Below are 4987 nucleotides of genomic sequence, written 5' to 3'. Positions count from 1 at the left end.
GTATTGAAAGAATTGCCTAAACAATTCTTCGCTTCTCTGGTGCAGAAAGTGAACCGAAAGCTCGCAGAAGGACACGACGTCATCAATCTCGGACAGGGAAATCCGGATCAGCCGACTCCGGAACATATCGTCGAGGAAATGAAACGAGCCGTTGCGGATCCTGAAAATCATAAATACTCGACTTTTCGCGGCTCATATAGTCTGAAATCAGCCGCAGCAGCATTTTATAAACGAGAATACGGCATCGATCTTGACCCGGAAACTGAAGTCGCTGTATTATTCGGCGGGAAAGCCGGTCTGGTCGAGCTCCCGCAATGCTTGTTGAATCCGGGTGATACGATTTTAGTTCCGGATCCGGGCTATCCTGATTACTGGTCAGGTGTCACACTCGCGAAAGCGAAGATGGAAATGATGCCGCTCGTAAAGGACAGGGCGTTTCTTCCTGATTACAGCAGCATCGCGGCTGAAGTAAGGGAACAGGCGAAATTGATGTATTTGAATTATCCGAATAATCCGACGGGAGCTGTTGCTACCTCCGAGTTTTTTGAAGAAACCGTGAGTTTTGCGAAAGAAAACGGGATCTGTGTCGTTCATGATTTTGCTTACGGCGCTGTAGGATTTGACGGCTGCAAGCCGTTAAGCTTTTTGCAGACTGAAGGTGCGAAGGATATCGGAATTGAAATTTATACGCTGTCAAAAACGTATAACATGGCAGGGTGGCGGGTCGGTTTTGCTGTCGGAAACGCTTCGGTCATTGAAGCGATCAATCTTTATCAAGACCATATGTTTGTCAGTCTTTTCAGAGCGACTCAGGAGGCTGCAGCGGCGGCACTGCTAGCTGATCAGACGTGTGTGGCGGAGCAAAATGCCCGATATGAGAGCAGGCGAAACGCTTGGATTGCGGCATGCCGGGAAATCGGCTGGGATGTGACAGCTCCGGCAGGTTCATTTTTTGCATGGCTGCCTGTGCCTGAAGGCTATACTTCCGAGCAGTTCTCAGACCTTTTGCTGGAAAAAGCGAATGTGGCGGTTGCGGCTGGAAACGGCTTCGGTGAATATGGCGAGGGCTACGTCAGAGTCGGACTGCTGACAAGTGAAGAAAGACTCAAAGAAGCCGCTTATCGAATTGGGAAACTGAACCTGTTTACCCAAAAAAGCATTGACAAGATCTGATAACGATGGGATAATTCAAAATAATTTATAAAATCTATATTTTCTTATCAAGAGCAGGCAGAGGGACGAGCCCGATGAAGCCCGGCAACCGACTTATAAAGCACGGTGCTAATTCTTGCAGCTGGCGGCTGAGAGATAAGATTCGGACGAGAAACGAAACCTCTTTAGACGCGATTGCTGTTTGAAGAGGTTTTTTTATATGGATGAAATGAAAGGAGCTCTGGCATGAGTGAGTTATTAGCAACATATCTCCTGACCGAACCGGGAGCCGATACAGAGAAAAAAGCAGAACAAATCGCAACAGGATTGACAGTAGGCTCATGGACAGATCTGCCCCTTGTAAAACAGGAGCAAATGCAAAAGCACAAGGGGCGGGTGATAAAGGTCGAGGAAAGAGAGGGAACTCCTGCATCAGGGAAACAAGCGGTGATCACAATTGCCTATCCTGAAATCAATTTCTCTCAGGATATTCCGGCTTTGCTGACAACAGTGTTTGGCAAGCTGTCGCTGGACGGAAAAATCAAATTACTCGATCTTCACTTCTCTGAAGCATTTAAGCGCACGCTGCCGGGACCGAAGTTTGGCGTATACGGCATCCGGAAGCTGCTGGGAGAGTTTGAGAGACCGCTGTTAATGAGCATTTTTAAAGGGGTTATCGGAAGGGATCTGAGTGATATTAAAGAACAGCTCAGGCAGCAGGCGCTTGGCGGAGTTGATTTGATTAAGGACGATGAAATTTTCTTTGAGACAGGTCTGGCGCCTTTTGAAACAAGAATTACAGAAGGAAAGCAAATATTGAAAGAAACGTATGAGCAAACCGGGCATAAAACGCTGTATGCGGTCAATTTGACTGGACGTACGGCTGATCTGAAAGACAAAGCGAGACGCGCTGCCGAATTAGGAGCAGATGCGCTTTTGTTTAATGTCTTCGCTTACGGCTTGGACGTCATGCAAAGCCTAGCGGAAGATCCCGAAATCGCAATCCCGATTATGGCACATCCAGCTGTCAGCGGGGCGTTTACGTCTTCTCCGTTCTACGGATTTTCTCATGCTCTTTTGCTCGGAAAATTGAACCGGTATTGCGGTGCTGACTTCAGTCTCTTCCCATCTCCATACGGTTCGGTTGCGCTTCCAAAAGAAGATGCGCTGGCGATTCACGAAGAATGTGTAAGAGAGGATGCCTTTAACCAAACATTTGCCGTTCCGTCAGCAGGCATTCATCCCGGTATGGTTCCGCTTTTAATGCGGGATTTCGGCATAGATCATATTATTAACGCCGGGGGAGGCGTACACGGACATCCGAACGGCGCCCAAGGCGGGGGCAAAGCGTTCAGAGCCATAATTGATGCGGTCTTAGAAGCCCAGCCGATTGATGAAAAAGCCGAACAATGCAAGGATCTAAAGCTTGCCCTTGATAAATGGGGAAAGGTTGAAGCTGTATGACGACTCGAAAGCCTTTAATTATTTGTGATTTTGACGGAACCATCACGATGAACGACAACATTATAAGCATCATGAAAACATTTGCTCCGCCGGAGTGGACGGCATTAAAAGACGGCGTGCTGTCCAAAACGCTGTCGATCAAGGAAGGTGTCGGACGGATGTTCGGCCTTCTGCCAAGCAGTTTAAAAGAAGAGATTACAAGATTTGTATTGGAAGATGCAAAAATCAGGGAAGGCTTTCGGGAATTTGTAGCGTTTGTCAAGGAGCATGAGATTCCGTTTTATGTCGTAAGTGGAGGAATGGACTTTTTTGTATATCCATTGCTTGAAGGCATTGTGGAGAAAGACCATATTTATTGCAACCATGCTTCATTTGACAATGACTATATTCAAATTGGCTGGCCTCATTCGTGCAAAGGGACTTGCAGCAATCAATGCGGGTGCTGCAAGCCGTCAGTGATACATGAACTCGCTGAACCGAACCAATATATCATCATGATCGGTGATTCGGTTACAGATGTAGAGGCAGCAAAGCTGTCTGATCTTTGTTTTGCAAGGGATTATTTATTAAACGAATGCCGGGAGCAGAATCTGAATCATCTCCCGTATCAAGATTTTTATGAGATAAGAAAAGATATTGAGAATGTAACGGAGGTACAGGAATGGCTGCAAAACAAGAACGCTGGAGAGAACTCGCTGAAGTAAAACGGGAATTGGCTGAACGAGATTGGTTTCCGGCGACTAGCGGCAATCTGTCTATTAAAGTTTCTGATGAGCCTTTAACATTTCTCGTCACTGCAAGCGGAAAAGATAAACGCAAAGAGACGGGCGAAGATTTTCTGCTGGTGGATCAGTATGGAGAGCCTGCCGAAAGCGGGCATTCTCTGAAACCGTCAGCGGAAACGCTTTTGCACACACATTTGTACAATAAAACCAATGCCGGATGCTGCCTGCATGTCCATACGGTAAACAATAATGTGATCTCAGAGCTATACGGAGATCAAAAGAAAATCACATTCAGAGGCCAGGAAATAATAAAAGCGCTCGGCCTGTGGGAAGAGAATGCAGAAGTGACCATTCCGATCATTAAAAATCCGGCTCATATTCCGACGCTCGCGGCACTGTTTGCCGAAGAGATTTCAGAAGATTCAGGAGCTGTTCTGATCCGAAATCACGGTATTACCGCTTGGGGAAGAACAGCATTTGAAGCAAAAAGAGTGCTTGAAGCATATGAATTTTTGTTCAGCTACCATTTGAAATTGAAAACACTCCAGCACCAGCTGGTTAAATAAAAGGAGGAACTGAAATGGCAACAATTCGAATTCATGATGAGGCAAATACAACGATTGAAAATCAAGAGGAAGTAGCAAGCTTTCTGGACAGTCAAGAGGTTATTTATGAGCAATGGGATATCGCGAAGCTCCCGGAACAGCTTTCAGAGAAATATGATCTGACAGAAGAAGATAAACAGCAAATCCTTGATACCTTTGAAACTGAAATTAAAGATATCTCAGCCCGCCGCGGCTACAAAGCACAGGATGTTATTTCTTTGTCAGATAGCAATCCGAAACTTGATGAACTGCTTGAGAACTTTAAAAGAGAGCATCACCACACAGACGATGAGGTCCGTTTTATCGTAAGCGGACACGGCATTTTTGTCATTCAGGGCAAGGATGGCACGTTTTTTGATGTCCGTTTAAACCCTGGAGATTTAATCTCCGTGCCTGAAAATATCCGCCATTATTTCACACTTCAGGAGGATCGCAAAGTTGTCGCGGTGAGAATCTTTGTCACAACAGAAGGCTGGGTTCCAATTTATGAAAAAGACAGCGTGAATCAATAAGCAGGAAAAGCCCCGTTTGAAGAACGGGGCTTTTTATATTTATTGCAAACGCCACTTTTCATATTGTGACATTTCTTTTTTAATCAGCATCCAAATCAAACCTAAAACAGCTGCATCGTCAATGATCCCAAGACCGAGTATAACATCTGGAATGACATCGAGCGGCATGGCGATATATAAGATGGCAGCAGTTAGAAGAAAAAGCGTTTTAACCTGGGAACGTGGATAGTCGCCGTTTCTCCAATCGCGAAGCATTTGAAAAAAAACAGTAATGTGCTGGATACATTTTTTTCGGTTTTTCCTTTTTAACATCGCTTTTCCGCCTGCCGCTCCGAGCATCATTGCTTTCTTTTTCTTCATCGGGCATCCCTCCTGCCTGGCGGTGTGTTTAAGATATTCTTCATCTGGGTATTGTTCTTCTAATCCTATCAATATATCTATTATACCTGAAAAAATAACTTATTTAATGAAAATATGTTTACAAATAAAGTATAATCTGTAATAATGCACAATAACCCAATCAAACTTG

At 45.1% G+C, this 4987-nt stretch carries 6 protein-coding genes and 1 riboswitch; of the genes, 5 read left to right on the top strand and 1 reads right to left on the bottom strand.

Features of this window, described 5'->3' with window-relative positions:
- The 5 genes from mtnE to mtnD form a co-directional block, all read left to right on the top strand.
- Positions 1-1173: methionine-glutamine aminotransferase (gene mtnE, locus RAC86_RS35280; protein ID WP_377886674.1), on the top strand; the 1173-nt coding region annotated here is incomplete at its 5' end.
- A 41-nt stretch (positions 1174-1214) separates the two neighbouring features.
- Positions 1215-1315: riboswitch (SAM riboswitch) on the top strand.
- Positions 1316-1398: 83 nt separating this feature from the next.
- Positions 1399-2616 carry a 2,3-diketo-5-methylthiopentyl-1-phosphate enolase gene (mtnW, locus tag RAC86_RS35275; protein ID WP_072566184.1) on the top strand — a complete coding sequence of 406 codons (1218 nt, stop codon included), beginning with the start codon at positions 1399-1401 and terminating at the stop codon, positions 2614-2616.
- Positions 2613-3320 carry a 2-hydroxy-3-keto-5-methylthiopentenyl-1-phosphate phosphatase gene (mtnX, locus tag RAC86_RS35270; RefSeq protein ID WP_072566185.1) on the top strand — a complete coding sequence of 236 codons (708 nt, stop codon included), beginning with the start codon at positions 2613-2615 and terminating at the stop codon, positions 3318-3320. Before mtnW ends, mtnX begins: the two co-directional genes overlap by 4 nt.
- Positions 3278-3907 carry a methylthioribulose 1-phosphate dehydratase gene (locus RAC86_RS35265; RefSeq protein WP_072566186.1) on the top strand — a complete coding sequence of 210 codons (630 nt, stop codon included), beginning with the start codon at positions 3278-3280 and terminating at the stop codon, positions 3905-3907. The genes mtnX and RAC86_RS35265 overlap by 43 nt, the downstream gene beginning before the upstream one ends.
- Before the next feature lie 14 nt (positions 3908-3921).
- Entirely contained in the window at positions 3922-4458 is a 537-nt protein-coding gene (gene mtnD / locus RAC86_RS35260) for an acireductone dioxygenase (protein WP_072566187.1), read from the top strand.
- A gap of 39 nt (positions 4459-4497) precedes the next feature.
- Here mtnD and RAC86_RS35255 read toward each other — a convergent pair whose 3' ends face one another.
- The gene (locus tag RAC86_RS35255; RefSeq protein ID WP_061187351.1) at positions 4498-4818 is read right to left on the bottom strand and encodes a YkvA family protein; all 321 of its coding nucleotides are present in this window, start codon (positions 4816-4818) and stop codon (positions 4498-4500) included.
- Positions 4819-4987: the final 169 nt, after the last annotated feature.

This window comes from Bacillus sp. LR_5 (assembly GCF_042709275.1).
The sequence above is the reverse complement of the archived record's forward strand: the minus strand, read 5'-3'. Positions and strand labels throughout refer to the sequence as shown.

Excerpts from the sequence above, each read along its gene's own strand:
- mtnX (WP_072566185.1), top strand. The coding sequence starts at position 2,613 with ATGACGACTCGAAAGCCTTTAATTATTTGTGATTTTGACGGAACCATC.
- RAC86_RS35255 (WP_061187351.1), bottom strand. The coding sequence starts at position 4,818 with ATGAAGAAAAAGAAAGCAATGATGCTCGGAGCGGCAGGCGGAAAAGCG.
- mtnD (WP_072566187.1), top strand. The coding sequence starts at position 3,922 with ATGGCAACAATTCGAATTCATGATGAGGCAAATACAACGATTGAAAAT.
- RAC86_RS35265 (WP_072566186.1), top strand. The coding sequence starts at position 3,278 with ATGGCTGCAAAACAAGAACGCTGGAGAGAACTCGCTGAAGTAAAACGG.
- mtnW (WP_072566184.1), top strand. The coding sequence starts at position 1,399 with ATGAGTGAGTTATTAGCAACATATCTCCTGACCGAACCGGGAGCCGAT.